Origin of the sequence: Thermus brevis (assembly GCF_026427635.1) — a bacterium.
In the GTDB taxonomy this organism is placed as follows: Bacteria; Deinococcota; Deinococci; order Deinococcales; family Thermaceae; genus Thermus; species Thermus antranikianii.
In genome coordinates this window covers 361,039-386,573 of the sequence record NZ_CP102606.1, presented here as the reverse complement: position 1 = coordinate 386,573, position 25,535 = coordinate 361,039, and the positions used below count along the sequence as shown (strand labels likewise).

The 25,535-nt window shown below is 65.6% G+C and carries 21 protein-coding genes, 3 tRNA genes, 1 other RNA gene and 1 pseudogene; 16 read left to right on the top strand and 10 right to left on the bottom strand.

The annotated features are described in order from the left end of the window. Positions 1 to 32 precede the first annotated feature (32 nt). Entirely contained in the window at positions 33 to 1,769 is a 1,737-nt protein-coding gene (locus KQ693_RS02180; RefSeq protein WP_267261789.1) for a hypothetical protein, read from the bottom strand. Continuing rightward, positions 1,766 to 2,377 (bottom strand): hypothetical protein, encoded by a 612-nt coding sequence (locus KQ693_RS02175; RefSeq protein WP_267261788.1) that lies wholly within the window; start codon positions 2,375 to 2,377, stop codon positions 1,766 to 1,768. Before KQ693_RS02175 ends, KQ693_RS02180 begins: the two co-directional genes overlap by 4 nt. 78 nt (positions 2,378 to 2,455) lie before the next feature. Here KQ693_RS02175 and KQ693_RS02170 point away from each other — a divergent pair. The 6 genes from KQ693_RS02170 (at position 2,456) to KQ693_RS02145 (ending at position 6,678) form a co-directional block, all read left to right on the top strand. Then, positions 2,456 to 2,529, top strand: a tRNA-Gln gene (locus KQ693_RS02170). A gap of 6 nt (positions 2,530 to 2,535) precedes the next feature. Continuing rightward, positions 2,536 to 2,610 (top strand) — tRNA-Glu (locus tag KQ693_RS02165). Between the two features lie 21 nt (positions 2,611 to 2,631). Further along, positions 2,632 to 2,707: transfer RNA gene (locus KQ693_RS02160), tRNA-Glu, on the top strand. 133 nt (positions 2,708 to 2,840) lie between these two features. Next, the gene (trxB, locus tag KQ693_RS02155; protein ID WP_267261787.1) at positions 2,841 to 3,815 is read left to right on the top strand and encodes a thioredoxin-disulfide reductase; all 975 of its coding nucleotides are present in this window, start codon (positions 2,841 to 2,843) and stop codon (positions 3,813 to 3,815) included. Between the two features lie 8 nt (positions 3,816 to 3,823). After that, entirely contained in the window at positions 3,824 to 5,059 is a 1,236-nt protein-coding gene (locus tag KQ693_RS02150; RefSeq protein WP_267261786.1) for a DUF4127 family protein, read from the top strand. A 14-nt stretch (positions 5,060 to 5,073) separates the two neighbouring features. Then, positions 5,074 to 6,678, top strand: coding sequence for an HD domain-containing phosphohydrolase (locus tag KQ693_RS02145; protein ID WP_267261785.1), 1,605 nt, complete (start codon positions 5,074 to 5,076; stop codon positions 6,676 to 6,678). Position 6,679: 1 nt separating this feature from the next. Here the strand turns inward: KQ693_RS02145 and glmS are convergent, their stop codons facing one another. Next, a complete protein-coding gene (gene glmS, locus KQ693_RS02140; protein WP_219758852.1) occupies positions 6,680 to 8,494 on the bottom strand; it encodes a glutamine--fructose-6-phosphate transaminase (isomerizing) in 1,815 nt (604 codons plus the stop codon). 485 nt (positions 8,495 to 8,979) lie between these two features. On the opposite strand from glmS, the gene KQ693_RS02135 reads away from it, so the two are divergent. Together KQ693_RS02135 and uvrB are read left to right on the top strand one after the other, a co-directional pair. Beyond that, a complete protein-coding gene (locus tag KQ693_RS02135) occupies positions 8,980 to 11,685 on the top strand; it encodes an S-layer homology domain-containing protein (protein ID WP_267261784.1) in 2,706 nt (901 codons plus the stop codon). Positions 11,686 to 11,744: 59 nt separating this feature from the next. After that, positions 11,745 to 13,745, top strand: a complete 2,001-nt coding sequence (gene uvrB, locus KQ693_RS02130; RefSeq protein WP_267261783.1) for an excinuclease ABC subunit UvrB — start codon at positions 11,745 to 11,747, stop codon at positions 13,743 to 13,745. On the opposite strand, the gene KQ693_RS02125 is transcribed toward uvrB, so the two are convergent. Then, positions 13,742 to 14,860, bottom strand: a complete 1,119-nt coding sequence (locus KQ693_RS02125; protein ID WP_267261782.1) for an E3 binding domain-containing protein — start codon at positions 14,858 to 14,860, stop codon at positions 13,742 to 13,744. The genes uvrB and KQ693_RS02125 overlap by 4 nt on opposite strands. Before the next feature lie 20 nt (positions 14,861 to 14,880). Here KQ693_RS02125 and KQ693_RS02120 point away from each other — a divergent pair, with 20 nt between their 5' ends. Beyond that, positions 14,881 to 15,969, top strand: coding sequence for an aminopeptidase (locus KQ693_RS02120; RefSeq protein WP_267261781.1), 1,089 nt, complete (start codon positions 14,881 to 14,883; stop codon positions 15,967 to 15,969). On the opposite strand, the gene KQ693_RS02115 is transcribed toward KQ693_RS02120, so the two are convergent. Continuing rightward, entirely contained in the window at positions 15,966 to 16,736 is a 771-nt protein-coding gene (locus tag KQ693_RS02115; protein ID WP_219758848.1) for an ABC transporter permease, read from the bottom strand. The two genes, KQ693_RS02120 and KQ693_RS02115, sit on opposite strands and share 4 nt — an antisense overlap. After that, positions 16,729 to 17,607, bottom strand: coding sequence for an ABC transporter ATP-binding protein (locus tag KQ693_RS02110; RefSeq protein ID WP_267261780.1), 879 nt, complete (start codon positions 17,605 to 17,607; stop codon positions 16,729 to 16,731). Before KQ693_RS02110 ends, KQ693_RS02115 begins: the two co-directional genes overlap by 8 nt. Positions 17,608 to 17,626: 19 nt before the next feature. Here KQ693_RS02110 and ffs point away from each other — a divergent pair. Continuing rightward, positions 17,627 to 17,727, top strand: an RNA gene (gene ffs, locus KQ693_RS02105) — signal recognition particle sRNA small type. An 85-nt stretch (positions 17,728 to 17,812) separates the two neighbouring features. Here ffs and KQ693_RS02100 read toward each other — a convergent pair. Further along, on the bottom strand, positions 17,813 to 19,015 hold the full coding sequence (locus tag KQ693_RS02100; RefSeq protein WP_267261779.1) for a CaiB/BaiF CoA transferase family protein: 1,203 nt from the start codon (positions 19,013 to 19,015) through the stop codon (positions 17,813 to 17,815). A gap of 44 nt (positions 19,016 to 19,059) precedes the next feature. Here KQ693_RS02100 and KQ693_RS02095 point away from each other — a divergent pair, with 44 nt between their 5' ends. The 4 genes from KQ693_RS02095 to KQ693_RS02080 all read left to right on the top strand — a co-directional run bounded on the left by KQ693_RS02095 (position 19,060) and on the right by KQ693_RS02080 (position 21,053). Next, complete coding sequence (locus tag KQ693_RS02095) at positions 19,060 to 19,845, top strand: carbohydrate ABC transporter permease (RefSeq protein ID WP_038070644.1); 786 nt, start codon at positions 19,060 to 19,062, stop codon at positions 19,843 to 19,845. A 171-nt stretch (positions 19,846 to 20,016) separates the two neighbouring features. After that, positions 20,017 to 20,538, top strand: coding sequence for a hypothetical protein (locus KQ693_RS02090; RefSeq protein ID WP_219758846.1), 522 nt, complete (start codon positions 20,017 to 20,019; stop codon positions 20,536 to 20,538). Between the two features lie 12 nt (positions 20,539 to 20,550). Then, positions 20,551 to 20,784 (top strand): hypothetical protein, encoded by a 234-nt coding sequence (locus KQ693_RS02085; protein ID WP_267261778.1) that lies wholly within the window; start codon positions 20,551 to 20,553, stop codon positions 20,782 to 20,784. Between the two features lie 77 nt (positions 20,785 to 20,861). After that, positions 20,862 to 21,053 carry a hypothetical protein gene (locus KQ693_RS02080; RefSeq protein WP_267261777.1) on the top strand — a complete coding sequence of 64 codons (192 nt, stop codon included), beginning with the start codon at positions 20,862 to 20,864 and terminating at the stop codon, positions 21,051 to 21,053. Here the strand turns inward: KQ693_RS02080 and KQ693_RS02075 are convergent. After that, complete coding sequence (locus tag KQ693_RS02075) at positions 21,031 to 22,278, bottom strand: replication-associated recombination protein A (protein ID WP_267261776.1); 1,248 nt, start codon at positions 22,276 to 22,278, stop codon at positions 21,031 to 21,033. The two genes, KQ693_RS02080 and KQ693_RS02075, sit on opposite strands and share 23 nt — an antisense overlap. Before the next feature lie 44 nt (positions 22,279 to 22,322). On the opposite strand from KQ693_RS02075, the pseudogene KQ693_RS02070 reads away from it, so the two are divergent. Together KQ693_RS02070 and KQ693_RS02065 are read left to right on the top strand one after the other, a co-directional pair. Then, positions 22,323 to 22,908 (top strand): annotated as a pseudogene (locus KQ693_RS02070) (hypothetical protein). Positions 22,909 to 22,973: 65 nt separating this feature from the next. Next, positions 22,974 to 23,096: a hypothetical protein gene (locus tag KQ693_RS02065; protein WP_256378171.1), complete on the top strand. Its 123-nt coding sequence runs from the start codon at positions 22,974 to 22,976 to the stop codon at positions 23,094 to 23,096. A 45-nt stretch (positions 23,097 to 23,141) separates the two neighbouring features. Here the strand turns inward: KQ693_RS02065 and phnE are convergent, their stop codons facing one another. Both phnE and phnC read right to left on the bottom strand, forming a co-directional pair. Continuing rightward, positions 23,142 to 24,767 carry a phosphonate ABC transporter, permease protein PhnE gene (phnE, locus tag KQ693_RS02060; RefSeq protein WP_267261775.1) on the bottom strand — a complete coding sequence of 542 codons (1,626 nt, stop codon included), beginning with the start codon at positions 24,765 to 24,767 and terminating at the stop codon, positions 23,142 to 23,144. After that, on the bottom strand, positions 24,764 to 25,513 hold the full coding sequence (gene phnC / locus KQ693_RS02055; RefSeq protein WP_219758841.1) for a phosphonate ABC transporter ATP-binding protein: 750 nt from the start codon (positions 25,511 to 25,513) through the stop codon (positions 24,764 to 24,766). The genes phnE and phnC overlap by 4 nt, the downstream gene beginning before the upstream one ends. Positions 25,514 to 25,535 lie beyond the last annotated feature (22 nt).

Sequence of the window (25,535 nt, the reverse complement as noted above, 5' to 3'; positions counted from 1 at the left end):
CTTCCCCAACCTGGTTTAGCCGGGTTGGGGCCTTAAAACTCCTCGTCCCACTCCACGATGGTTTCGCTGGTGAGGGTGGTGGCGGATGGCCTTTGGTCTTGGGTGGCGATTACCTCCCGCCCCCGCTCTTTGAGAAGGCCGAACTGGGCGGCGATGCCCCTGAGGCCGGCCGCGGCGAAGGCCACCACCAGGAAGATGGCGTTCCCCCAGGCCAGGTAGGGCACCAGGCCTTGGCCGATGGAGAGGTTGCTCAGGAAGGCCAGGAAGGGTGCGCCCCCGTAGTCGGCCATGATGGCGCCGAAGTAGGAGAGCCCCTCCACCACGATGGGCAGGAAGAGGAAGAGAAAGGCCAGGGCCAGCAGGTTCCAGTAGACGTTTCGCCCCCCAAAGGTGAGGCGGATCAGGTAGAGGGGAAAAAGGCTTAAGGCCGCGGCCAACAGAAAGAGGACGGCCCGGGGGATGCCTGCGCTAAGGGTGAGCCAGAGTTTGAAGTAAAGCCAGGGGGTGGAGGCTGGGCCTTGGGCGAACTGCCTCTTCAGTTCCTCGAGGCCTTCGTATACGGCGAACACATCCAGGGTGCGAAGGCCCGTTGCCGTGGAGAGGTGGATTAGGCTGGAGCTTATCCGCTGGGTAAGCTCGGGGTTGATCAAGGAGAAGAGGGGTTCCAGCTGCACCTGAAACCGCCAGAGAGTCCTCTGCAGGTGCTCCCTGGCCAGGTCGGGATTGACCCTACCCAGGGCGTTGGCGGCAAGCCCTACCTCCAACAAGACCTGGTCTACGGCGTCAAGGAGTTCAAAGTTGTAGTTGTATCCCAGGTCGTGGGCTTGCTGGCGGAACTGCCTGGCGGTTTCGGGGTCCATCCAAGGGGGCGTGCGGAAAGTTTCCACCGTGGCCACCGCGTCCTGCGAAGGGGAAGGCGCAGGGGAGGCTTGGGGAGCGGAAGGCGAAGGGGCAGGGGGGGAGGGCGGGGAAGCAGCCGGAGGCGTGGTGGAGGGTTTCCCCGCAGAGGAACCCGTAGGGGATGGGGCTGGTGCGGGCGAAGGGGTGGAGGTAGCCGTGGGGGGAGGTGCCGCCAGGGTTTGCAAATGCTTCCGCCAGGCCTGGGTCTTTTCCTGCAAATCCCTTACCGAGGGTCGGAAGTCCTCCCCGCTGGAGACCTTGCCCAGGGCCTGGATGAAGTCCTGGGCTTTAAGGGTGCTTTGGGGGCTATCCTGGATCACCAAAAAGCGGGCGTAGGCCCGGGCCAAGGCCAGGTAGGCCTGGGGTCGGGAGCCGGCGGAAAGAGCCTGGCCCAGGTCCTCGGTCAGGAGTTGCAGGTAGGCGGCTTCCAGCCTGCGCCGGGCTTCTTCGGGCGCCAGGTTTTCCGCCCCCTGGGCCAGGGGCTGGGATAAACCGGTGGCCCGGACCAGGCGGGTGAGGTAGGGGGCCTTTTGGCCAGCGGGGGCCTGGAAGAAACCATCGTAAAGCGCCTTGCCCAGGAGGTGGTGCACCAGGAGGAGGCGGGCCTCGAGGTCCACCCGGCTTTGCCTAAGCACCGCCTGCCGGGCATCCTGCAGGTGCAAGAGGGTGGCGTCGCGCAACACGGGAGGAAGCCCCTCGCTTTCCTGGCGCAGAAGGCTTTGCGCCCGGTCCAGGGCGGCCAGGGCCTGGGTGGGGTTTTCCAGGCGCACCTGCCTTAAGGCTTCCTCCAGGCGGTCGTAAACCTGGGGTAGGGGGGCGGCCAAGGCCAAAAGGCCGAGGAACCAGGCTGGGGCTAACCATCGTTTCATCCGCTGACCTCCGCTAGGGATATGAGCCGCCTCAAGGCGTGGAGGAGGCGGCCGATGTTGGCTTCCTTTCTGGCGAGAAGGCCGATGTATCCCTGGGCCAGGGGTCTTAGGGCCACGATTTCCCTCTCCAAAATGGCATAGAAGACCCCATATCCCTGGCGCCTGAGGAGGGGGTAGGCCAGGTCCAAGGGGACGGGCTCCCCGGAAAAAAGCTCCTCCTTGCCGTTTTTACCCGCCACCACCACCCCCGTCACCCCCTCCAGGCGGGCGAGCCTCTTGGCCAGGTGCTGGCGGGCCAAGGGGTCCTCGAGGTCCACGGCCTCCAAGGGCAGTTCTTCTTCCCCGGTTTCGGTGGCCTCGGCTTCCGCCACCTGGGAAGAGGCCAGATCCCTCCACTCCCGGGCCAGGGCCTTAAGCTCGGGAGGCATTTCCCGGAAGGGCAGGAGGCGGCGGAGCTCAGGCCAGAGGGTTTCCTCTAGAAGGTGCGCCCACTCCCCTGGCGAGGTGGGCATCCTCTGGGCCAAGGCCCGCCTCACCAGGTTCTCCGCAGCCCGGGGGGAAACATACCGGCTTAGAACTTCCAAAAGGCTTTCCTCGTTCACCGCCATAGAGAGCACCCTGGGGCTTGCCAATCTGCCCTTCAGAGTGTACCATAACCTCTGCCCGAGGGATCGGGCAAAAGCCGCTGGGGTGTCGTCTAACGGCAGGACAGCGGACTCTGGATCCGCCGGTCGTGGTTCGAGTCCACGCACCCCAGCCAAAACCTGGCCCCATCGACTAGTGGTTAGGTCACCGCCCTTTCAAGGCGGCGGCGGGGGTTCGAGTCCCCCTGGGGTCACCAGAAGCAGTCCGAGCCGCGCGCGGCCCCATCGTCTAGAGGCCTAGGACACGGCCCTCTCAAGGCCGAGACGGGGGTTCGAATCCCCCTGGGGTCACCAGATGCGGCTCGGATTGCCTTTATGCTTGGGCCGGATTTCCCTTGACGGATGCCCCGGGCCTGGGGGAAACTGGATGGGCTATACCCCCACTAGGTATGTGGGGGGTGTAACCTGGACGAAGGAGGAGGGATCCATGGAGTTCACCCTCACGGGGCTTGCGGGAAGCGGCGAAAAGGAGGAGCGGTACGACGTGGTCATCATCGGCGGCGGGCCTGCGGGCCTCACCGCGGGGATTTACGCCGGGCGGGCCCAGCTCAAGACCGTCATCCTGGAAAAGGGCCTTCCCGGAGGGCAGATCGCCCAGACCGACGAGGTGGAGAACTACCCGGGTTTCCCCGAGGGCATCTCCGGGCCGGAGCTGGCCAGCCGCATGGTCCAGCAGGCGGAGAAGTTCGGGGCCAGGATCGTCATGGACGAGGTGCTGGGCCTCGAGGCCCAGGACGGGGGTTTCCTGGTGCGGGGGTTTGAGCGCTCCTACTTCGGGCGTGTGGTCATCATCGCCACCGGGGCCAATCCCAGGAAGCTCGGGGTGCCCGGGGAGGAGAAGTTCTATGGCCGGGGGGTATCCACCTGCGCCACCTGCGACGGTTTCTTCTACCGCGACAAGGAGGTGGTGGTGGTAGGGGGTGGGGATGCGGCGGTGGAGGAAGGGCTTTTCCTCACCAAGTTCGCCCGCAAGGTAACCCTCATCCACCGCCGGGACGAGCTGAGGGCCAACAAGGTGGCCCAGGCCCGGGCCTTCCAGAACCCCAAGATGCACTTCCTCTTCTCCCATATCGTCACAGAGGTCCTGGGGGAGGACCAGGTTACAGGGGTTAGGCTCAAAAACCTGAAGACGGGGGAGGAGTACGTCTACCCCACGGATGGGGTCTTCGTCTTCATCGGCCACGAGCCCAACACCGCCTTCCTCAAGGGGGTGGTGGAGCTCAGGCCCGACGGCTACGTATTGGTGCGGGACGAGGTGTTCACCTCGGTGCCCGGCATCTTCGCCGCCGGGGATGTGGCCGACCCCATCTACCGCCAGCTCACCACCAGCGTGGGGGCGGGCACCCGGGCGGCCATGATGGCGGAGCGCTACCTGGCGGAGGCCCACGAGAAGGTGAGTTAGGGCTTGGGGTGTGGGGCCTGGGGCTTTTGGGGCTTTTCCTTTGGGGTTTGGGTCTGGCCCAAGCCCCCATCCTTTACCTGCCCCTGGACAACCGCCCTCCCAACTGGGGCCCATGCGCCTGGGAGCGGGTGGCCTGCCCTCCCCGGGAGGTCTACCGGGGGCCTGAGGGGGCCGATCTTGCCGCCCTAAGGGCCTGGCTTTTGGCGAGCCCAGGGGAAAGGCTGGTGGCCAGCCTGGATGCCCTGGCCTACGGCGGGCTCCTCCAAAGCCGCCACCTGGCCCTGCCGGCGGAGGATGCCTTGGCCCGGCTTGCACCCTTGCTGGCCTGGAGGGTTCGTTACGGGGGGGAGCTTCTCCTTTTCGGGGTGGTGCCCCGTTGGGACGCCACCCAGCGGCAGAGAAACCGGGCGGTCCTGGAGACCTTGGCCTCCTGGCCAGGGCTTCCCGGGGTTTATCTGGAGGCGGTTTGGGATGATGCCCTGCGCAACTCCCCCGCCCCCAGAGAGGCCCGGACCCTGTCCTACCCCAGCCGGCCCGGGGCGGACGAGGCAGGGCAGGTGCTTCTCCTGAGGGCCTTCAGGCCAGGTTTGAAGGTGACCGTGGTCTACGAGGAGGAGGCCCTGGCGGAGCGCACCACCCCTTATGAGGGGGTTCCCCTGCGGGACACGGTGAGGGGGATGTTGCAGAGTGCTCTGGCCACGGAGGTTTCCCTGGAAGGGAGGCCGGACCTGGTCCTTTACGTCTACGGGGGTGGGAATCCCAGGAGGGCTGCCCACGACCTCCTTGGCCTCATGTCCCGCTTCCCCGTGGCCCTGGCGGATCTTTCCCGGGTGAACCGGGGGGATCCCGGCCTCATGGCCTACCTGCTGGGCCTTGGGCTTTACCCTCGCCTTGCCTCCTACGCCTCCTGGGGTACCCCGGCCAACAACCTGGGAAGCGCCCTGGCTCAGGGAGGGCTCTTCCTGAGGGACCAGGAGGGGCGGCTTAGGCGCCTGGCCGAGGCCTACTTCGCCTACTGGTGGGGGGAGGTGGGCCGCCCTTGGGTGCGGGCCCGTTTCCCGGAGCCCTTGCCCGTGGAGGCCCAGGGGGTGGCGGCCCTTTGGCCGTACCTGGAGCTGGAAGGGTACCGGGTGGACCTCGAGGGCCTGCGCTTCCCCTGGGATCGGTCCTTTGAGGCCGAGCCCCGTTTGGGTTTGGTTGCCCTTTCCCTTGGGTTTGGGGGTAGGGCCGGGCCCACCTGGTAGAGTGAAGGGGTGTTATGACCCCTGGCCAGCCCGAAGGGCTCGATGGCGCAAGCCTCCAGGTGCGGGAGCTAAGGCGCCTCCAGGCCTTGGCTGAGGCCTGGCGTCTTTTGGCTCCCCTGGAGCGGCCGGAGGAGGTCTACCGGACCGTGGTGGAAACCGCCAAGAGGGCTACCCGGGCGGTTTCCGTTCTCCTCTTCCTCCATCGCCCAAAGGAGGATGCCCTCGAGCTGGTGGCGGCCGCGGGCCTAAGCCAGGACAAGGTGGGCCTCAGGCTTCCCCGGGGAAAGGGCATCTCCTGGGTGGTGCTGGAGAAGGGGAAGCCCCTCTACCTGGCGGACGTGACCCAGGACCCTCGGGTCATCTTTCTTTCCGGCAGGCCCCAGCCCGGGGTCTATTTGGGCGTACCCTTGCGGAATGCCGCGGGACAACCATTTGGAGTGCTCTCCATGGACACCGCCGGCGGAGCCGGAGAGATCCTCCCCGAGGAGGAGTTCTGGATCCAGGCCCTGGCGGAGGCGGCGGGTTTGGTATTGGGCCGCATAGAGGCCTTGGAGCGGGCTAAGGCCGAGGCCTCCCGGGCCCAGGCGCTTCTTGAGCTTTCGTTGGCCCTGGAGGCAGCCCGCGATCCCCTGGTCATGGCCAAGGAAGCCCTGGAAACCCTTCTTCGCCTCACCCCTTACCACGCGGGGGCCCTTTATCTGTTCCAGGAGGGAATGGTGCGGCCTGGGGTGATGGCGGGGCGGTATCCTAAGGGCCTTCCCCGGCTTTATCAGGAGCATCCCATTCATTTTGGCGAGGGGCTTCTAGGCCACCCCGGGTTGTGGGAGGGGCCGGTGTATGTGGAGGACTACGCCCGCTTTCCCAAGGCCCTGAGGCCCTATGCGGAAAGCGGGCTTCGCTCCGCCCTCCTGGTGCCCCTTAAGCCCGAGGGCAGGCGGTATGGGGTTTTGGCCCTGGGTTCCTTTGGGAAGCCGGTTCCCTACCGCCTTGAGGACGAGGGGGTGTTGCGGATGGTGGCGGGCAGGCTGGAGGAAGCCTTAGAGCGCCTTTCCCACCTGGACACCCTGAGCCGGACCCGGGAAGCAGCCTTAAGGGCCTTGGCCCGGGCCCTCGAGTACCGGGACCTGGAAACCAAGGGGCACACGGAGCGGGTGGCGGAACTCTCCTTGCGGCTGGGAAGGGCCGTGGGGTTTCCCGACCTCGAGGGCCTTCGCTTGGGGGCCTACTTCCACGATCTGGGCAAGCTGGCTTTGCCCGACAGGATCCTCCGCAAGCCGGCAATCTTGCAGGCCGAGGAGTGGCGGGTGGTGAGGACCCATCCCGAGGTGGGCCTGGACATCCTCAAGAACCTGCCGTTTCTCTCAAAAACTGCCTTAAACGTGGTCTTCTACCACCATGAGCACTGGGACGGTTCGGGATACCCGAAGGGGCTAAAGGGGGAGGAAATCCCCCTCGAGGCCCGCATCTTCGCGGTGGCGGATGTGTACGACGCCCTCCTTTCCGAGCGGCCCTACAAGCGGTCCTGGACCCCTGAGGAAGCCCAGAAGGAACTTGGAGCCCAGGCTGGAAGGAGCCTGGACCCCAAGCTGGTGGCGGTGTTTTTGGAGCTGGTCCGCTAGGTTACTCCACGGTGACGCTCTTGGCCAGGTTCCGGGGCTGGTCCACGTCCCGCCCCAGGAGGACGGCGATCTCGTAGGCCAGAAGCTGCAGGGGTACCACGCTCACGATGGGGGCCAGAAGGGGGTGGACCTCCGGCACGGGGAACACATCCTGGGCCAGTTTCCCGATCTCCCCATCCCCCTCGGTGGCGATGGCGATCACCTTGCCGCCCCGGGCCCGCACCTCCTGGATGTTGGACAGGGTCTTCTCGTAAAGGGGCCCCCGGGTGGCCAGGACCACCACCGGCAGGTGCTCGTCGATCAGGGCGATGGGCCCGTGCTTCATCTCCCCGGCGGGGTAGGCCTCCGCGTGGATGTAGCTGATCTCCTTGAGCTTCAAGGCTCCCTCATAGGCGGTGGGGGCCTGCACGTGCCGGCCCAGGAAGAGGAAGTCCTGGGCCTGGTGGTACTTCTCCGCCAGGTGGGCGATGAGGGGGCGTTTTTCCAGGACTTCCTCCACCAACCGGGGAAGCTTGCGCATCTCCTTTAGAAGGCCCTGGGCTTCTTCCTTGCCGAGGATTCTCCTCCTTCGGCCAAAGTGGATGGCCAGCATGGCCATGGCGGAAAGCATGGCGATGTAGGCCTTGGTGGAGGCCACCCCGATCTCGGGGCCCGCATGGATGTAGAGCACGTCCTCCACCTCCCGGGTGATGCTGGAGCCCTTGGCGTTGATGACCCCCAGGGTCCTGGCCCCCTTGGCCTTGGCCTCCCGGATGCCCTCCAGGGTATCTATGGTTTCCCCCGACTGGCTGATGGCGATGGCCAGGGTCCTTTCGTCCACCACGGGGTCCCGGTAGCGGTACTCGCTGGCCACATCCCACTCCGTGGGGATGCGGGCCAGGGCTTCCAGGAGGTACTTGCCGTACCAGCCAGCGTAGGCGGCGGTGCCGCAGGCGATCACGTGGATGCGGTCTATGGCCAGAGGGTCCAGGCCAAGGCCGAGCTCCACATCCCCTTCCTCCTCCTTAAGCCGTCCCCCCAGGGTGTTTTCCAGCACCCAGGGTTGCTCGTAGATCTCCTTGAGCATGTAGTGGGGGAAGCCCCCCTTCTCGGCGGCCTCGAGGGTCCAGTCAATCTCCACCACCTCCCGGGGCAGGGGATGGCCCTCGAGGTCCGTGACCACCACCTCCTCCCGGGTGATGCGGGCCAGGTCCCCGTCGTGGAGGAAGATGACCCGGCGGGTGTAGGGAAGGAGGGCGGGCACGTCCGAGGCCAAAAAGTTCTCCCCCTCCCCCAGGCCGATCACCAGGGGGCTCACCGTGCGGGCGGCCACGATCTCCTGGTGGTCCTCGTGCGCCACCACCACCGCATAGGCTCCCCGCACCTCCTTCAGGGCTTCCCTCAGGGCCTGGAAAAGGTCCCCCTGGTACTTCTCCTCTATGAGGTGCGCCAGGACCTCGCTGTCGGTTTCCGAGGCGAAGCGGTGCCCCCGCGCCCTTAGGGCCTCTTTAAGCTCCAGGTAGTTCTCGATGATCCCGTTGTGGATGACGGCGATCCTGCCGTCCTCCGTGGTGTGGGGATGGGCGTTGGGGTCGGTGGGGGCTCCATGGGTGGCCCAGCGGGTATGGCCGATGCCCAAAGGCCCCTCCAAGTGCTCCTCCTTCAGGGCGCTTTCCAGGGCGGAAAGCTTCCCCGAGCGCTTCACCACCCTAAGCCCTTCCGGCGTCCTCACCGCCACCCCGGCGGAGTCGTATCCCCGGTACTCCAGCCTCCTAAGGCCATCTATGAGCACATCCGTGGCGTTCCGAAAACCGATATAGCCTACGATCCCACACATATACCGTCCTTGGGGGTGGCCAGGCCTTTGGCCACCCAGAACCTCCCATCCTTTCGCCCTGCCCCGCGGTTGTCCCTAAAGAGGGCTTTCCCTTGGGGCTTTTCTCAGGCGGGCGGGGCGGGCACACCCCGGGCGGCATCCGCGGATTCCTCGACCTTTCCCGGCCTTGGCCGGTTATCCCCATTCTCGGGGTCCGCCACCTCGTCAGGCCTTTTCGGCCCCCTGCGCTTCCCGCCTTCCTCCTGCCTTTGGCTTGCCGGTTTTCTGCTTCCTCCCACCCCCCTCCTTCGGCGGAGTATAGCAAAACCTTAAGGCCAAAAGGCTTGACAAGGCTCGGGTGAGGCTTTTATGATACCAGCGGACGCAAGGCGAAAGTTCTTTCTTGGAAGCCAGGTCTTGCGTCCCGGAAGGCACCCTTTGGGGAGGAAACGCGGCAACTCGCCCAAAGCGGAGCTTCCGAAACCCTAAAGGGGGTGTAAGGAAGTATGAAGAAAAGGCTAGTCATGCTACTGGCGGGGCTTTTGACCGTGCTCTCCATGGGCTTCGGTCTGGCCCAGTTCTCCGACGTGCCCGCAGGGCACTGGGCCAAGGAGGCGGTGGAGGCCCTGGCGGCTAAGGGAATTATTGTAGGCTTCCCCGACGGCACCTACCGGGGCAACGAGACCCTCACCCGCTACCAGGCGGCCCTCCTCATCTACCGCCTCCTGCAGCAGATCGAGGAGGAGATGAAGGCCAAGGGTGAGTCCCCCACCATGGAGGCCATGTCCTCCGAGGACATCGAGGCCCTGAAGAACGCCGTCCAGGAGCTGGCCGCTGAGCTGGCTGCCCTGGGCGTGCGGGTATCGGCCCTCGAGGACAGCGCTGCCACCAAGGAGGACATCGCCCGCCTCGAGGCCATGATCCAGGAGCTCAAGGCCCAGCCTGCCCCTGAGCCCGGCATGGACCAGGCAGCCCTTCAGGACTTGGCTGACCGGGTGGAGGCTGCCTCCATCGCCGCCGACACCGCCCTGGCCCAGGCCCAGCAGCTGGCCGAGCAGCTCGATGCCTTGGCCCAGGATGTGGAAGGGGTGAAGGGCGACCTGGCTTCCCTCCAGACCCAGGTGGAGGCCAACGCCCAGGCCATCCAGGCCCTTAATGAGCTCGCCGTGCTCCTCAACCAGGATGTCCTCTCCCTGCAGGACCGGGTGACCGCCCTGGAGAAGGGCCTGGCGGACCTCCAGGGGGTGGACCTTGAGCAGTTCGCCTCCAAGGAGGACGTAGCCGCGGTGCAGGAGTTCGCCGCTGCCCTCCGCTCCGACCTGGTGGGCCTCTCCGAGAAGGTTTCCAAGCTCGAGGGCACCGTGGGTGATCTCTCCGGCAAGGTGTCCAAGCTGGAGCGGAACGCCTTCACCATCAGCGGGAGCCTGAGCTTGGGCTTCGGGGCCTTTGCCGGTTCGGGTGGCGCAAACAACAATTTCGATATCGACAGGGTGTTCTCCTCCAACTTCTCCACGGGTGATGGCAACGGTAACGGGCTCGTGGTGGATGAAGCAGATCTGGGTAAGAACGCCGAGGGCGAAACCACAGCTACCCTCAGCCTCACCCTTAAGAGCAATGCCCTGGATGCCAAGTCCAGCCCCGGTGGGTATAACACTTACCCTGGGCTGGTGGGCTTCAGCCTGACTGGGTCTATTGCCAACCCTGTAAAGGGTACTACATATGCTCCGCTTAACGTTACTGTGGACGAAGTGTCCACGACCCTAGCTGTAGCCAAGGACCAGTCCTTGTCCTTTACTTTCGGCCGCTCTGTCAAAACCAAGTTCAGCGAGTACGTCTTTGACAATGACGGCGTAAGCTACGGCCACGGTTTGGTGGCCACCTACAAGCCCGGTGTTCTGGGCGCTACCCTCACGGCCGTGTACGCTTCTAAGCTTGGGGCCAACGGGGATAATCTTTATGCCCGGGGTGCGGGCCTACTGCTTTCTCCCGTGCAGGGCTTCTCCCTCAGGGGTGCTGTGGTGCAGCAGGGCACCGACATTTTGGGCGGGGGTACAGGTGCCACTACCGTCTACGGGGTAGGGGGCGATCTAGCCCTGGGCCCGGTGGCCCTTTCCGGTGAGTACTTCTCCTCTGATGCGGCAGCCAACGCCAACGGCTACTACGCAAAGGCCAAGGCTGGTGTGGGCCCGATTACGGTGGAGGGGAACTACCGGAGCATCGGGGCTGGCGTGACCTTCGCCAACATGCTCTCTTACGATGCCGATCCCGCCAACAGTGCCAACGCCGCTCCCTTCCATGCCGACCAGCAGGGCTATGGGGCCAAGGCTACCGTGTCCCTGGGCGCCATTACCCTGGGTGGCTTCTACGACACCTACACCGGTACAGGAGCCCGTACCGCGTATGGGGCGGAGGCTGGCTTGAAGTTCGCTGCCTTCAGCCTGAGCGGCTACTACCGGGTGGCCGATGCGGGTAACGACGGTACCCCGGATGACAGTGCCGCTAAGGAAACCGCTGCCAACAACAGCTACGTTTCCTCCGGTAGCGACTATACCCAGTACGGCGCCAACCTGAGCCATGACGGCAAGGCCGAAGGCGCTCTGATCAAGGGCTTGAACCTCACCGCTTCTTACGATGTACGGCCGCAGTTTGCCCCTGGGGCCAGGACGGATATCGCCGTTTATGGGGACTTCTCCCTTCCCTTGGGCATCCTGAAGGCCACGCTCCTTGGGCGTTACCACAGCCAGGATGTGGCCGGTGCTCCGGCGAACAGCTACACCACCGTCAAGTACGGGGTGAAGGCTGAGACCGAGGCCCTGGCCATCCCCTTGAAGCCCAGCCTTCTCGGCGAGTACGTAACGCGCGCCACCACGGGTGGTACGGCCAACAACGCTGAAACCAAGTATGCGGTGGGCCTCAAGCTCAACGAGTTCCTCTTCCCCAACTCCAGCTTTGAGGCTAAGTACGGCTCCTACACCGCCAGCAACGTGAGCGCTATCCTCGTGGGTAACGCGGAGAAAGCCTGGGATGCCAGCGTGGACCACCTCTACGACGCTGCGACAAACGTTTCCGGCGTGAATGGTAGCCTTACCGGCTTCTATCTGAGCTGGAGCTACTGGGATCTGGTCCTTTCCTACGCGGACTTCGTGGTGGATAACAACGGCAACCCCGAGTACGGCCGCGGCTTCAAGATCAGCTACAAGGTGAACTTCTAGCTCCCCCTGGGTCCTAGGGCCCCCGCCCTTGGGGCGGGGGCCTTTGCTATGGTGGAGGTATGCCCTTCCGCTACCAGGGGCCCAACCCCAAAGGGGACCAGCCCAAGGCCATCCGGGAGCTGGTGGAGGCCTTGAGGGATGGGGAGCGCTTCGTCACCCTCCTCGGGGCCACGGGGACGGGGAAGACGGTGACCATGGCCAAGGTGATCGAGGCCATGGGGAGGCCTGCCTTGGTGCTGGCTCCCAACAAGATCCTGGCGGCCCAGCTCGCCGCGGAGTTCCGGGAGCTTTTCCCGGAGAACGCCGTGGAGTACTTCATCAGCTACTACGACTACTACCAGCCCGAGGCCTACGTGCCGGGAAAGGACCTCTACATCGAGAAGGACGCTAGCATCAACCCCGAGATCGAGCGCCTGAGGCACTCCACCACCCGTAGCCTCCTCACCCGCAGGGACGTGGTGGTGGTGGCCTCGGTTTCCGCCATCTACGGCCTCGGCGACCCCCGGGAGTACAGGGAGCGGAACCTGGTGGTGGAGCGGGGGGCGGTTTACCCACGGGAAGCCCTTTTGGAAAGGCTTTTGGAGCTTGGGTACCAGCGGAACGACATCGACCTCTCCCCGGGCCGGTTCCGGGCCAGGGGGGAGGTGCTGGAGATCTTCCCCGCCTACGAGACGGAGCCCCTGCGGGTGGAGCTCTTCGGGGACGAGGTGGAGCGGATCCTCCAGGTGCACCCCATCACCGGGGAGAGGCTTAGGGAGCTCCCCGGCTTCGTGCTCTTTCCCGCCACCCACTACCTTTCCCCGGAAGGGCTGGAGGAGATCCTGAAGGAGATCGAGAAGGAGCTGTGGGAACGGGTCCGCTACTTTGAGGAAAGGGGCGAGGTCCTCTACGCCCAGCGCCTTAAGGAGCGCACCCTCTACGACCTGGAGATGCTCCGGGTCATGGGCACCTGCCCGGGGGTGGAGAACTACGCCCGCTACTTCACCGGTAAGGCCCCGGGGGAGCCTCCCTATACCCTTCTCGACTACTTCCCTGAGGACTTCCTGGTCTTCCTGGATGAGTCCCACGTGACCGTGCCCCAGCTTCAGGGGATGTACCGGGGGGACTATGTGCGCAAGAAGACCCTGGTGGACTATGGCTTCCGCCTGCCGAGCGCCTTGGACAACCGCCCCCTTCGCTTTGAGGAGTTCTTGGAGAGGGTGTCCCAGGTAGTCTTCGTTTCCGCCACCCCGGGGCCCTTTGAGCTTCAGCACTCGGGGCGCATCGTGGAGCAGATCATCCGCCCCACGGGGCTTCTGGATCCCCTGGTGGTGGTGAAGCCCACGGAGAACCAGATCCTGGACCTCATGGAGGGGATCCGGGAGCGGGCGAATAGGGGGGAAAGGACCCTGGTCACCGTCTTAACCGTGCGCATGGCGGAGGAGCTCACCGCCTTCTTGCAGGAGCACGGGATACGGGCCCGCTACATGCACCACGAGCTGGATGCCTTTGAGCGCCAGGCCCTGATCCGGGACCTGCGCCTCGGGCACTTTGACGCTTTGGTGGGGATCAACCTCCTGAGGGAGGGCCTGGACATCCCCGAGGTTTCCCTGGTGGCCATCCTGGACGCCGACAAGACGGGCTTCCTGAGAAGCGAGCGAAGCCTCATCCAGACCATTGGCCGGGCGGCCAGGAACGCCAAGGGGGAGGTGTGGCTTTACGCCGATACCATCTCCGAGGCCATGGAGAGGGCCATCCGGGAGACTAACCGGAGAAGGGCCCTCCAGGAGGCCTACAACCGGGAGCACGGCATCGTCCCGGAGACCGTGCGCAAGGAGGTTAGGGCCATCATCCGCCCCGAGGAGTACGGGGAGAAGGTTCCTGGGGAAGCCTGGGAGGGGGAGGACCTGAAGGAGCGGATCGCCGAGCTGGAGCTAGCCATGTGGCAGGCGGCGGAGGCTTTGGACTTCGAGCGGGCGGCGAGGCTAAGGGATGAGCTACGGGCCCTCGAGGCCCGCCTGCAAGGCCTCACGCCCCCGGAAGCCCTGCCGGGAGGCCGGAAGCGGCGCAGGCGGCGCTAGGCCAAAAGCAGCACGGGGTTTTCCAGGTAAAGGGCCACCCGTTTTAAGAGCTTTTGGGCGATGGGAGCCTCGAGGCCCGAGGCGGCAAGCACCCCCTCCTGGGAGAGGAAAAGGCTCGGGCGGCCGGAGTGCACCTCCTCCTCCCCCGCGAAGCAAAGAAGCCCCTCCCCTTCCTCCCCCTCCTGCTGGCGGAAGAGGGCGAGGAAGCCGCCCATGGGCCTTACGCCCCGCACCTCCTCCCCTGCCACCTGGCCCAGGAGGGGCCTTAGGGGAAGCTCCAGCTCCGCCAGGGCCTTTTCCGCCGCCTTCAGCAGGAAGGGAAGGGGGTTATGGGGCACCCCGTGGGCCTGGTGGAAGGCTTCCAGGGCTGCCTCCAGCCTCCCGGGGTCAAACCGCAGGCGCTGCACCCGCAAGAGGAAGGGAGCAGGGGCTGGGGCGGCAGTGAGGCCCGGGGCCGGGCTGGGCGGAGGAACGGGGGCAGCCGGGGGCGGAGGTTCTGGGGCAGGGGGTGCTTCCTCCAGGGCCTGGAGGGGCTCCGGAGAAGGAGCTTCCTGGGTTTCGCCGAGGAGGAGGTCTTCCTCGAGCTCCAGCTCCTCCGGTTCGGGGGAAAGCGTTTCCTCCTCGGCGGTGAGGAGGAGCTCTTCGAGCTCCTCTTCCTCCACGGGCTCGGGGAGGAGGGTTTCCTCTTCCTCCAGCCCGGAGAGGGAAGGGGCTTGGTCTTCCCGGGCGGGTTCCTCGGCCAGGAGGAGGTCCTCCTCCAGGTCGAGGTCAAGGTCCTCCAGGAGGGCGGGCTCGAGGTCCAGCTCCTCTTCCGCCACCTCCTCCACCGCCAGGGTGGGGGCCTTGGGGGTTTCGGGGAGGACGTCTTCCAGATCCACGCCCTCCCGGCTCAGGACCTCCTGTACCCGTTTCAGTTCCTCTTCCGGGGGAAGGGGCGGGGCTTCCTCGGGCATGGGGGGCAGATCCACCTCCCCGGCCATCACCTTGGCCAGGAAGGCGAGGATGTCCCGCTCCACGATGGTGCCATCGGGGCCGGTGCCCTGGAGCCTGCGCCAGTCTATGCCGTTTTCCTCGGCAAGACGCCGGGCCAAGGGCGTGATCTTGGGTTCTGCCATCTTGGCCCTATGATAACAAAGTGGAAGCCGCTTTCGCTCAACTCCTGGTGGAGTACTGCCTCGAGGCCCAGGAAGGGGAGACCATTTTGGTGGAGGCGGAGGCCCCGGCCTTACCCCTCCTGCCCCATTTGAAAAGGGCCTTCCTGAAACGGGGGGCCTACCCCCTTTTCCGCATAGGCTACCCCGGGGAGGGGCGGGACTTCCTCCTCTACGGGGGGGCTTGGCTGGAGAGGATACCGGAGGTGGAGCGCGCCCTTTACGAAAAAGCGGACAAGTTCCTGCGCATCCTTTCCGCGGAAAACCCCCTGGAGGGAGCTTCCCTGGACCCCGGCCTTTCCCTAAAGCACCAGCGGGCCTGGCGGCCCCTGGCCGAACTCCGCCTGAAAAAGCGCTGGACCCTCACCCTCTACCCCACGGTGGGGTATGCGGTGGGGGCAGGGATGGGGACGGAGGAGTTCCGGGAGTACCTTAAGGGGGCGTTATTCCTGGACCGGGAGGACCCGGTGGGCGCCTGGCGGGCCCTTTCCCGCTTCCAGGAGGCCTTGATCGGGAGGCTTTCCCAGGGCAGGGAGCTTCGCATCCAGGCCCCGAGCACGGACCTCAGGCTTTCCGTGGCGGGGAGGAGGTGGATCAACTCCGACGGCCGGCGCAACATGCCCTCGGGGGAGGTGTTCACCGGGCCCCTCGAGGATTCCGCCGAGGGGGAGGTGCGCTTCAACCTCCCCGCCTTCGTGGGGGGCAGGCGGGTGGAAGGGGTTTACCTGCGCTTCCAGGGAGGCGAGGTGGTGGAGGCCCGGGCGGAGGTGGGGGAGGAGTACCTGCTTGCGGCCCTGGCCACGGATGAGGGGGCCAGGCGGCTTGGCGAGGTGGGGATCGGCACCAACTTTGGCCTCACCCGGCCCACCGGCCTCATCCTCCTGGACGAGAAGATGGGGGGCACCGTGCACCTGGCCCTGGGCCGGAGCTACCCGGAAACCGGCGGGAAGAACCCAAGCGCCCTGCACTGGGACCTGGTGCTTTCCCTAAGGGAAGGAAGCCTTCTCTTGGACGGCAAACCCCTGGTGGAGCAAGGGCGCTTCGTGGGCGTTTCTGAACCCCATCCCTTCTAGAGGTCCTTGCGTTCAAAAACCAAGGCCGCCAGGAAGGCGAAGCCCAGGGTGTAGATGAGGAGGAGGGGCAGGCCAAGCCCCGCCGCGCTGGGCCTTAAGTGGAGGTCCAGGTAGGTGGTGAGGAGGAAGGGGGTAAGGGCGGGGAAGGCCACCAGGAGGCGCATGAGAAGCAGGGTGGCCACCGCCGCCAGGGCGCTTGCCGTGGTGGAGAGGAAGACCGTGGCGTAGAGGAGGGCTAAGGCGGCGAGGGGCAGCAGGACGATCCCCGCCAGGAGGTGGGCGGAAAGGAGTTGGCCAAGGGCCTCTTGGGCGCTCAGAAAGCCTACCCCGGCGAACCCTCCTGCCCCAAGCCCCGTGCCCCCGTAGAACCCTCCTAGCCCGTGGGGCAGGCCTGCCAGGAGGCTTCCCAGGAAGCTCGCCCCCAAAAGGACGAAGGGGTAGAGGAGGGCAGAGAGGAGCTTGGCCAGGATCAGCCGGGTCCGGGGGAGGGGGTGGAGGAGGAGGCTTTTCAAGGTGCCTTGGGCCACCTCGCTTCCCAGGGACTCGCTGGCCGCCATCACCACCAGAAAGGGAAAGAGGAACTCCATCCCCGCCATCAGGCTTAGGGAAACCACCTGCCAGCCCGAGGCCAGGACCAGGCCGTACACTTCCTTAAGCCCCGGGGCCAGGGCCCACAGGAAGGGAAGAAGGAAGGCGGCCAGAAGCCCAAGCTGGACCGAGCGCAGGCGGAAGAGCTTGTAGAGCTCAAAGACCAGAAGCCTAAGCATGCTTCACCCTCTCCTGGTAGTAGAGCTTCAGATCAAAGCCTTGGGGATGGAGGGCCTTCACCCGGTACCCTTCCCTGAGGAGGGCTCCTAAGGCCGCCTCCGCCTCGCCCTCAAAGAGGATGGCCTGGCCTTGGATCCTGGCCGAGGCCACCTGGGGCAGGGTCTTGAGGAGGGCCAGGGCGCCTTCCAGGGGCTCGGCCTCGAGGCGGTAGGCCTTCCGCCCCTCGAGGACCACCTCGTCCAGAAGCCTCCCTCCTCCCAGGATCCCCACCTTGTGGGCGTACTGGCTCACCTCCTCGAGGTGGTGGGTGGAAAGGAGAACGGCCACTCCCTCCCGAGCCACCTCCTGCAAGAGGCTATGGACCAGCTCCACCCCCTCGGGGTCCAGTCCGCTGGTGGGTTCGTCCAGGACCAGGACCCTGGGCCGGTGCAGGATGGCTGCCGCCAGGCCCAGGCGCTGGCGTTGCCCCAGGGAATAGCTCCCCACCCTCTGGTCGGCCACGGCGAGGAGCCTTAAGCGAGCCAGCACCTCCGTGATTCGGTCTTCCTCCTTCACCCCAGCCAGGTAGGCCCGCATCCTGAGGTTCTCCCGGCCCGTGAGGTAGGGATAGAAGGCGGCCGGAGCTTCCACCACCGCCCCCAGGTGGCGCCGGGCTTGGGGGTTTTGGTGCACGTCCTCCCCCAGGAGGAGGGCCCTTCCCTCGCTGGGAAAGGCCAGGCCGGTGACCAGGCGGATAAGGGTGGTCTTCCCCGAGCCGTTGGGTCCCGCCAGGGCGTAGACCTCCCCGGGGTGCACGGAGAGGTTTATCTTCTCCAGGATGGGTTTGCGCCCGTAGCGCTTGCCCAGGCCCTCTAGCCTTAGGGCTTCCATGGGTGCTATACTACCCAAGCCCCCGGTCCAGCGCGACGGTCCGGGCGTGAACCGGGTCAGGTCCGGAAGGAAGCAGCCCTAAGCGCCACGGGTCGAGTGCCGCTGGGGCGCCGGGGGCAGTTATCCACAAGGTTATCCACAGGCCAAAAGAACCCATGAATAGCGGACCCGGGAGCAAAAAGGGCCTTGGGGACGAGGATTTTCCTCACCGCCTTTCCTTGGCCTGGATGCGGACCACACCCTTTTCCACAAGCCGGGCCACCTCCTCCGGCGTATAGCCTGCTTCCCTCAGCACCGCCTCCGTATGCTCCCCCAGCAGGGGCGGGGGCAGGGAGGGGCTTGCCGGGGTGCGGGACAGGAAGCGCAAGGGGTTCGCCAGGGTAGGCAGGGCTTCCAAAAGGGGGTGGGGAAGGGTCCAGATGGCCCCCCGGGCCTGGGCCTGGGGGTCTTGGAAGGCTTCGGCCAGGTCGTTCACCGGGGCGGCAGGGATGCCCTTCTCCCGAAACCTTTCCAACCAGTGGGCCCGGGGTTGGGTCTTGAGCACCTGGGAAATCGCCTCCACCACCTCCTTTCTTGCCTCCACCCTCTCTGCGTTAGTGGGAAACCGTGCCAGGAGGTCCGGCAGGTCCAGGACCTGGCAGAGCCTGGCGAACTGCTCGTCGTTCCCCACCGCCAAAACCAGCCACCCGTCCGCCGCGGGGAAGGCCCCGTAGGGCACGATCTGGGCGTGGGCGTTCCCCAGGCGCTTGGGGGGTTTGCCCGTGAGGAGGTAGCTTTCCCCCAGGTTGGCCAGGGCGAAGAGGCCCACGTCAAAGAGGGAAAGGTCGATGTGCTGGCCCAGGCCGCCTTTTTCCCGCTCGTAAAGGGCGGAAAGCACCGCCACCGCCCCCATCATGCCCGTCATCACGTCGATCCAGGCCACCCCCACCTTCATGGGGGGGCCTTCCGGCTCCCCGGTTACGGACATGATGCCCGTGTAGCCCTGCAAGGCGGCATCGTACCCGGGTTCCTGGGCCCTGGGTCCCGTGTGGCCGAAGCCGGTGATGGAGAGGTAGACCAGGCGGGGGTTAAGCTCCTTCAGGCTTTCATAGTCCAGGCCGTAGCGCCTCAGGTCCCCGGTTTTGAAGTTTTCCACCAGGACATCGGCCCTTTGGGCTAGCCTGCGCACCACCTCCTGGCCCTCGAGGGTCTTGAGGTCCAAGGCCAGGCTCTTCTTGCCCCGGTTCACGGAGAGGAAATAGGCGCTCTCCCCCTTCACAAAGGGGGGTCCCCAGCCCCGGGTTTCATCCCCCCAAGGGGGCTCCACCTTGATCACCTCCGCCCCCAGGTCGGCCAGGATCATGGTGCAAAGGGGTCCCGCCAGCACCCGGGAAAGGTCCAGCACCTTGATGCCGGAGAGAGGTTGCATGGAAGCATCTTAAGGCCCAGGCCCCTGTGGGGTATATTGGGCACGTGGGCCGGGCTTTGGGGCATCTTCTGGTCTTTTTGGCCTTGTTTTTCGTCCTCCTTCCCTTTCTCTGGATGGCCTACGCCGCCTTCATGCCCAAGGAGGCGGTGTACTCGGGGGAGCTCTTCTCCAAGGTGGGCTTTAGCCTGGAAAACGTCCAGGGCCTAGCCAAGGAGGGGTTTTGGGGCCGGCTCTTCTTCTCCCTGGGGCTTTCCTCGGGGGTGGTGATCCTTCAGCTCTTCACCGCCCTTTTGGCCGCCTACGCCTTAAGGGCGGGGCTTGGGCTTCTGCCCTTTTACCTGGTGCTTATGGCCATACCCGCCGAACTCCTCCTGGTGCCCCTGTACGGCATCCTCAAAGGGCTTTCCCTCCTGGATACCGCCTTGGCCTTGGCCCTGCCCTTCGCCGCCAGCCCCTTCGTCATCTACCTGGTCTACCAGGCCATGCGGGCGGTGCCGGAGGAGCTTTTGGAAGCCGCCAGACTCGATGGAGCGGGGCACCGGGTGCTGCTTTTCGGCATCCTTTTCCCCTTGGTGCGCCCCACCCTGGTGGCGGCTGGGGTGCTGGCCTTCGCCGCCCATTGGAACCTGGTGCTCTACCCCAGGGTGATGGTTTCCGACCCCAGGTTCTGGACCCTCCAGACCTGGCTTACGGACCTGCAGCGCAAGTACCCCACCGACTGGGGCCTCCTTTCCGCCGCCGCCCTTTTCTCCGTCCTTCCCATCGCCTTGCTCTACCTTGTCTTTGAAAGGCGGGTGGTGGCTACCTTTGAGGAAGGGCTAAAGGGGTGAGCAAGGCTCTGGTGGGGTGGGGAACTCCTCCCGGCTTCCCCTGAGGAAGGCTTCCTACCAGGTTCTTTGCCGTCCTAGCTGGGCTTCGCCGGGGGCTGGCCAGCCAGGGCTTAGAAGGTGCCTGCACGGGGTCCTCGAGGGGGCTATAGTCAAGGCTAAGGGGGTGAAGCCATGCGGGTTCTCTTGTTGGCCCTGGCCTTGGTGTTGGCCGGTTGTCTGCCGGTGGCGGTGTTGCGCACCCCGGAGCCCGTTTCCGGGAGGAGCCTGGCCTTTGGCCTGAGCGCGGTGGGGGTGGAGGGAGGGGTGGGGTTCCTCCCCTATGCCGCGTACGCCCAGGGGGATGGCCAGACCGAGTACAACTTCTCCGTCCAGATGGGCTTCAGGGCGGGGATCAAGCAGGCCCTGGCCCCGGGGTTCTCCCTGGATATGGGCCTGACCCTGCCTCCCCTGCTGGGAGGGGGTGGGGTGCCCTTGGCCCTGGATGCCGGGCTTCTCGTGGGTCTGGGGGATGTCTACCTCTCTCCGCGGGTGCACTGGATAGGATTCCAGTCCCAGAATACCAGCGTGTCGGGTTTGCTCTACCAGGCCACCCTGGGCTACGCCGGGGAGGGGTTTTTAGGGGAGGGAAGCATCCTCTTCAGCGGCCAAGGGGGAGGGTTGATATTGGTCGTTTCCGCAGCAGCGCGTTTCTAGGGGGGTTAAAGGATGCGGGCCCTGGCGCTTCTGGCCCTTCTTTTGGCGGGGTGCGTACCCATCGCCGTGCTTCGTTCGCCGGAGCCGGTGCAGGGGCATGTCTTTACCGTGGGAGGCAGTGTTTTCCCAAGCTCCCAGGGCCAGTACCCGGTCTGGGCCGTGCCGTACCTGGGCTATGCGGGAGGGAATGGCTTTTGGGAGCTTAGCCTCTCCGTTCAAGGGAGCCCAAGGGTGGGGGGAAGCTGAAGCTGGCCCCGGGGCTCAGCCTGGATGGCGGCCTCAGCCTTCTGCTAACATCTCGGGGGTCTGTAGCGTTTCGCGATGTGGACGTGGGCTTGATTCTGGGCGTGGATCGTTTCTACTTTTCCCCTCGCCTTCATGCGTTGGCGTATGGGGACCGCTCCGACCTTGCTTTCCAGGTGAGCCTGGGTTACTGGGGAGAGGGTTGGGTCCTGGAGGCGGGCTACCCAGGTCCCTACCTGGCCTTGGGCCTCAGCTTCGGAACCGCTCTCTAAGGGCTTTGAGCCGTTCCCGCACCCGTTCTTCCCAGCCTTCCCCCGTGGCCTCAAAGAGGAGGAGGTCTTCTAGTCCCTCCGGCAGGTATCGTTGGGCGAAGCTGCCCTCCTTGTCCTCGTGGTAGTAGGCGTACCCCTTACCGTGGCCCAGGGCCCGTTGCAGGCCGGTGGGGGCGTTCCTGAGGTTCAGGGGGACGGGGGCGTGGGGGTGGGCCCCTGCGGCCTCTTCCGCCTTCTTCCAGGCGGTGTAAAGGCTGTTGGACTTGGGGGCCAAGGCCAGGTAAACCGTGGCCTCCACCAGGGCCAGCTCTCCTTCCGGGCTTCCCAGGGCCTCGTAGGCTTCCTTGGCCGCCATCGCCAGGCGCAGGGCCAGGGGATCGGCGAGGCCCACATCCTCCACCGCCACCCGGATGAGGCGTCGGGCCAGGTAAAGGGGGTCGGCCCCGGCCTTAAGAAGCCTGGCCAGATAGTAGAGGCTTGCGTCCACGTGGCTTCCCCTGAGGCTTTTGTGAAGGGCGGAAACCAGGTCGTAAAACTGGTCCCCTTCCCGGTCCATGGCGAAGCGTTCCGCTCCCAGGGCCTCCCTCACGCTGCTGGCGTCCACCCGGCCCAAGGAGGCGGCCAGTTCCAGGGTGTTGAGGGCAAAGCGGGCATCGCCTCCGGCAGCCTGGGCCAGGAGGCGGAGGGCCTCCTCCTCAAAAGGGGTTCCCGGGAGGCCCCTGGGGTCCGTGAGGGCCTTCTTGAGGAGGGCGAGGAGGTCCTCCTCGGAAAGGGGCCTTAGGGGAAAGAAGCGGAGGCGGGAGCGGAGGGCAGGGGTGAGCTCAAAGGCGGGGTTTTCCGCGGTGGCCCCGATCAGGGTGAGGAGGCCGGACTCCAGGTGGGGTAGGAGAGCATCCTGCTGGGTGCGGTTGAAGCGGTGCACCTCGTCCAGGAAGAGGACCAGGCCCCCTTCCCTCCGGGCTCTTTCCACCACCGCCCTTACCTCCTTAACCCCGGCCTCCACCGCGGAAAGCCTTAGGAAGGGCTTGCCCACCCCTTCCGCCAGGATTTGGGCCAGGGTGGTCTTGCCCGTACCGGGGGGGCCGAAGAGGACCATGGAGGAAAGCCTTTTCGCCTCCAGCATCCGCCTTAAAAGCCCTTTGGGCCCCGTGAGGTGGGGCTGGCCCAGGACCTCGTCCAGGGAACGGGGCCTGAGGCGCTCGGCTAGGGGCTCCATCCCCTTCATGCTAAGGCCAGGGTAAGGGGAGGCATGGTAGGCTTGGAAGCAACATGCGCTGGCTTTTCCTCCTGCCCTGGGGCCTCTTCCTTTTGGGGCTTGCTCCCTTGGCCTTGGCCGAACCCCTGGGCCAGGTGGAGCGGGGGCTTGGCCTTCTGCTCGCCGCCCTTTTGCTGGCGGCGGCGGGAAGCCTGTTCTCCCGGTTCCCCGTGGTCTTTTCCGTGCAGTTTTTCCTGGTGCTGGGCCTTGGCCCTGGCCATAGCCTTCTTCCTGGGCACCGGCAGGGAGGCACCCCTTTTGCCGGCCCTCGAGGGGGTGGGGACCCGGGAGGACCTCCTGCGCCTGGCCGGGGCCTTGGAGGGGCTGGCCCTTAGGCGCCCTCTGGTGCTGGTGTACCTTTCCACCTCCGCCCCCCCTGAGCGGCTTCAGGCGGAGCTTCGCCGGGGGGACTTGGCCTTCCGCCTGGCGGGGGGGTATCTTCTGGTCCTCCAGGGAAGCCGGCCTGAGGATGCGGCGGGGCTGGTGCGAAGGCTTAAGGAGCGGTTTCCCCTTTCCGCCTACGCCGTGGAGCGCTGGCAAGGGGGGAGCCTGGAGGGTGTGCTGGCCCGCCTCGAGGCGGAGGCCCTTCTCCAGTCCTGAGCGCTTTGGTGTAGGTAGTAGAGGCTACACCGACCCCGGGGTGTACGGGTTTTTTCTTTACCTTGATGCGCCTGCCCCTCCCGCCCCTTACCCTTAGGCTCAGGGAGGTCAAGATGGAGCAGGCCAAGGAGATCAGCCAGGCGTGGCAGGAGGCCCTGGAAACCTACGGGGAGCGGGAAGAGGAGTAGGCGGGAAGAAAGCCCAAACCGGGCCCCATGGGGCCCGGTTTTTTTCTACACCAGGCGGCTTCGCAGCCAGCTGGAGGCAAAGTCGATCAGGTTCACCACGATGATGATGGCGATGATGCCGATCACCATCTGGTCGTAGTGGCCCGCATCCATGGCACCCTTGATGAAGAAGCCAATCCCCCCGGCCCCCACCAAGCCCAGGACGATGGACACCCGGAAGTTGATCTCAAAGCGGTACAGGGTATAGGACACGAAAAGGGGAAGCACCTGGGGCAGAATAGCCCAGCGCAGCACATTGCTCCCGCTGGCCCCCACGCTCTCCAAAGCCTCGATGGGCCCTTTGTCCACGTTCTCTATGGCTTCGGAGTAAAGCTTGCCCAGGTCGGCGATGGAGTGGATGGCCATGGCCAGCACCCCGGCGAAGGGGCCCAGGCCCACCGCCGCCACCAGGATCAGGGCCAGGATCAAGGTGTCCACCCCCCGGTCCACGTTGTAAAAGCCTCGCATCAAATAGAAGAGAATGCGGAGCAGGGGGTTCTGGAAGGTGAGGTTGCGGGCGGCGAGGAAGCTGGTGGGCAATGCGAATAAGGCGGCCAGCAGGGTGCCCACCAGGGCGATCTCCAGGGTCAGGAGCATCTCGCTGGCCACGCTCTGGAGCGGGTAGATGCCGCTTTGGGGTTGGGCCAGATTGGGGGGCCAGGCCCGGTCCAGGAAGTTCACCAGGAAGGGCCAGCCTTTGACCAGTTTGCCCAGGTCAAACTCGGTGGCGTCAAAGGCGGGAAAGACGCTGGCGGCCACCAGGGCCAGGACCAGGCCCGTGCGGAGGTCATCGGGTTGCGCCAGCTGGGGTCGGAGAAGAAGCCAGATCCCCGAGCCCATCATCACCCCCAGGAAGAGGAGAAGGGCCACGTTGCCGTAGGCGGTGGACTGGGGTTGCAGGAGCCGGTAGCCCGCCTGGGCCACCTCCTGGGGCAGGCGCCCCTCGTTGAGGCCCGTGAGGTCCCGGATGGGCTTTAAGGGGGGAAGCCCGATTTCTTCCCGCACCCGGTTTAGCTCTTCCAACCCCTGGTTGTACGCCGCCACCAGCTTTTCTTCGGTCCCGGGCTCGGCGGGAAGGATGAGCTTATAGTAGCCCTCCATCCGGGGAAAGTAGGTGTGGGCCTGGGGGGAGGTGAGCCAGGCGAAGGTGGAAAGGGCCAGGGCCACCCCCAAGGGTAGCCAAAGCCCAGCCTGTTTCCTGCGCCAGACGGCCAGGAGCACGAAGGGAACCAGGAGGCTTAGGGCCACCACTCCCTCCATAAGCCCCGGGAGGGGTTTAAGCCGCACCAGGTGGGCAGGGCCCTGGAGGAAGGTCAGAAGGCTTGCAAGAGCCAAGCCCCCGCCCAGCACGCCTCCGACACCTGCGGCCCGCCCGCCGAAGTGGGCCAGAAGCAAGGCCAAAAGGGCTCCTAAGGGAACCAGGGCCAGGTGGGGGGCCATGGGGAGGAGGGCCAGGAGGGTGGGCCCCAGGGTTTCCCGGGAAAGGTACCCCACGGCCTCCACCACCGGGAAGGTGGGGGTGGCCACCAGAAGGCCCAAGGCCGTAGCCACCAAGTAGCGGCGCATGGAACCCCGGCCTAGGCCGAGGAGGCCCGCCAGGGCCATACCCAGCAGGAAAACCGCCAAGTTCATAGAGCCTCCAGGTTGCCCGCGTAGACCATCCGCTCCACCTCGAGGGTCAGGGCCTCCACCGGACCGTCAAAGACCAGCCTTCCCCGGTTGAAGGCCAGAATGCGCCGGGCGTAGCGCCGGGCCAGTTCCAGCACGTGGATGTTCACCAGGACCGTCACCCCTTTTTCCTGGTTGTACTCCTTGAGAATGCCCAGGATCACGTCGGAAAGCCTGGGGTCCAGGCTGGCCATGGGTTCGTCCGCCAGGATCAGCTGGGGTTCCTGGGCCAAGGCGCGGGCGATGGCCACCCGCTGTTGCTGGCCCCCGGAAAGCTGGTCGGCCCGGGCTTGCTCCTTTCCCTGAAGCCCCACCCGACGGATCTGCTCGAGGGCGATGGCGATATCCTCCTCCCGGTAGAGCCCAAGGAGCCCCTTCCACGTGGGCAGGTAGCCCAGGCGCCCGTGAAGCACGTTTTCCAGGACGGTGAGGCGCTGCACCAGGTTGAACTGCTGGAAGATGAAGCCCACCTTCCGGCGAAAGGCCTGGAGCTCCTTGCGGGAAAGCCTGGTCACCTCCACCCCCCCCACCCACACCTCGCCGGTGGTGGGCTCTACCAGGCGGTTTAAGGTGCGCAAAAAGGTGCTCTTCCCCGCACCCGAGAGGCCGATGATGGCCACGAAGTCGCCCTGGGGGATGGAGACGTTCACCTCCGAAAGCGCCCGGGTCCCGTCGGGAAAGACCTTGCTCAGGTTCTTGACCGCGATCATGTTTCCTCGGCTTCCCCAAAAA